The sequence below is a fragment of the Nguyenibacter vanlangensis genome (assembly GCF_013376155.1).
Taxonomy (GTDB): domain Bacteria; phylum Pseudomonadota; class Alphaproteobacteria; order Acetobacterales; family Acetobacteraceae; genus Gluconacetobacter; species Gluconacetobacter vanlangensis.
On record NZ_JABXXP010000403.1, the window covers coordinates 1 to 2,662 of the forward strand.

General features: G+C 66.9%; 3 protein-coding genes. All 3 read left to right on the top strand.

Annotated elements, in window-relative coordinates; all coding sequences use genetic code 11:
• On the top strand, nucleotides 1–821 hold an 821-nt coding region (gene msrP, locus HUK84_RS14505; RefSeq protein ID WP_176640920.1), incomplete at its 5' end, for a protein-methionine-sulfoxide reductase catalytic subunit MsrP.
• A 2-nt stretch (nucleotides 822–823) separates the two neighbouring features.
• The gene (gene msrQ, locus HUK84_RS14510) at nucleotides 824–1,429 is read left to right on the top strand and encodes a protein-methionine-sulfoxide reductase heme-binding subunit MsrQ (protein ID WP_317135295.1); all 606 of its coding nucleotides are present in this window, start codon (nucleotides 824–826) and stop codon (nucleotides 1,427–1,429) included.
• Nucleotides 1,430–1,969: 540 nt separating this feature from the next.
• The coding region (locus HUK84_RS14515; protein ID WP_176640921.1) for a malate:quinone oxidoreductase at nucleotides 1,970–2,662 on the top strand (693 nt) is incomplete at its 3' end.

Genomic DNA, 2,662 nt, shown 5'->3' on the forward strand with positions numbered 1-2,662 from the left:
GGGCCGATCCCCTGCGCGCCGCGCCGGGCGCGCTGTCGGGCACCGGGCTGACGCCCACGCCGTTCCAGGACGCCACGCATTACAATAATTTCTACGAATTCGGGCTTGAAAAGACCGACCCGGCGGAACGGTCGGGCGATTTTCATCCCCGCCCGTGGACGGTCCGGGTCGAGGGGCTGGTGGCCAGGCCGCGCACCTACGACATCGACGCGCTGCTGGCCCGCCCGCTGGAGGAGCGCCTCTATCGCATGCGCTGTGTCGAGGCGTGGTCGATGGTCATCCCCTGGACCGGCTTTGCCCTGGCCGATCTGCTGAAGGAGGTCGAGCCGCTGGGCAGCGCGAAATATGTCGCGTTCGAATCGGTGCTGCGTCCCGCGGAAATGCCCGGCCAGGACAGCATGCTGCATGTGCTGGACTGGCCCTATGCCGAGGGGCTGCGGTTGGACGAGGCGATGCACCCGCTGACGATCCTGGCAGTGGGGCTGTACGGCCGGACCCTGCCCAACCAGAACGGCGCGCCGGTCCGGCTGGTGGTGCCGTGGAAATACGGGTTCAAGGGCATCAAGTCGATCGTGCGCATCCGCCTGACCGAAACGCGGCCCCGCACCGCGTGGAACGATCGCGCGTCGGACGAGTACGGGTTCTATGCCAACGTCAATCCCGCAGTCGATCACCCGCGCTGGAGCCAGGCGACCGAGCGCCCGATCGGGGCCAGGGGCGGGTTCTTCGGTGCGGCGCGGCAGCCGACCCTGCCGTTCAACGGCTATGCCGAGCAGGTGGCCGGCCTGTATGCCGGCATGGACCTGCGGCGCAATTTCTGACGGTGGCACGCCGCCTCTCGCCCGGCCTGATACGGGCCGCCCTGTATGTCGCGGGGCTGATGCCCGCGTCGGTCGCATTCGCGATGGGGGCGACCGGGCGGCTGGGTGCCGATCCGGTCAATGCCTTTCTGCGCACGCTGGGTCTCTGGGCGCTACGCTTTCTGATCCTGTCGCTGTGCGTCACGCCATTGCGCGAGATCGCGGGCATCAACCTGCTGCGCTATCGCCGTGCGCTGGGGCTGCTGGCCTTCTGGTACGCGCTGTTCCACCTGACGGCCTATGTCGGGCTGGACCAGGGGTTCGATTTTCCGGTGCTGCTGGCCGATGTCGAAAAACGGCCCTTCGTCATTCTGGGCATGGTCGCGTTTCTGGTCCTGGCCGGCCTGGCGGCCACGTCCAACCGCTGGTCGATCCGGCGGCTGGGGCCGCGCTGGCGCGCGCTGCATCGCTGGGTCTATCCGGCGGCGTGCTGTGCCGCGATTCATTTCATCCTGTCCTTCAAGGTCCTGCGGCCGGAGACGCTGGCCTATGCGCTGGCCGTCGCCCTGCTGCTGGCGTGGCGCGTCCTGCCCGCCGGCATGCGGCGCAGGGCCGCGCTTTCGCGATGATGCGCTCTTTGTCTGCCAGCCATGCGGAGCCGGCATGTCCCGTTTCCGTTTCGGGACGATCGCGCGTTTGAACGGAACCTGTTCCATACAGGCGTATTCGAAATCCGGCCACCGTCCCGCGTGCCGTCCCGCGTTGCAGCGGGGTGATGGGACGGGGCGGGGCGGCGTGCCCCCTCGCGCAGAGATGATGCGCCGGAACCTGGCTGGGATGGCTAGAAACGAAAAGACCAGCGTCATGCACCAGCCGCTGGGCACCTGCCACCGGGCACCTGCCATCGGGCGAATATTGTTCCGAATATTGTTCCGGGGAAAAACAGCAAGGGGGATCATGTGGTTCCGCGCGGATGACAGGGCACGGATGACTGGGCCCGGCGGGCGGCATGGCGGCGTCGTTTCGACTCCATTCGTTTTACTGCCGCTGCTTTTCAGCTTATTTCGTTTCGTCCCCCATTGCCGACGCGCGGGGCCGCATGCTGCTGCTCCGGCGGCGCCGGTCGCGACCGGTGACATCGTCCCGCGCGCGTCGTTTCGGAGAATCTCATGACGCCGACTGCGACCCGAACCGATTCCGCCTATGACGTCGTCCTGATCGGTGGCGGGGTCATGAGCGCGACAATGGGCGCGCTGCTGAAATTGCTGCAGCCGGACTGGTCGATCGGGCTGTTCGGCCGCCTGGACGACGTGGCGACCGAAAGCTCGAACGCGTGGAACAATGCCGGCACCGGGCATGCCGCTCTGTGCGAGCTGAACTACACGCCCGAGCGCGCCGACGGCAGCATCGATATTTCCAAGGCCATCGATGTGAACGAGGCTTTTCAGGTCTCGCGCCAGTTCTGGGCTCATCTGGTCGAATCGGGGGTGATCACATCGCCGCGTGACTTCCTGAATCCCATTCCGCACATGAGCTTCGTCTGGGGCGCCGATAATTGCGATTTTCTGCGCCGCCGCCATGACGCGCTGAAGGATCATCCGCTGTTCGCCGGCATGCGGTTTTCGACCGATCCCGCGCAATTGCGGCAATGGATGCCGCTGGTGATGGAGGGGCGCGGCGCGGGCACGCCGCTCGCCGCGACCTGGAGCGCCGCCGGCACCGACGTCAATTTCGGCGCGCTGACCCATCTGCTGATCGGTTTCCTGTCGCGGCAGGCGGGATTCGACCTCAAGCTGGCGCACGCGGTCGAGGATCTGCGCCGCGACGCATCCGGCCTGTGGCGCGTCGCGGTGCGGGACCTG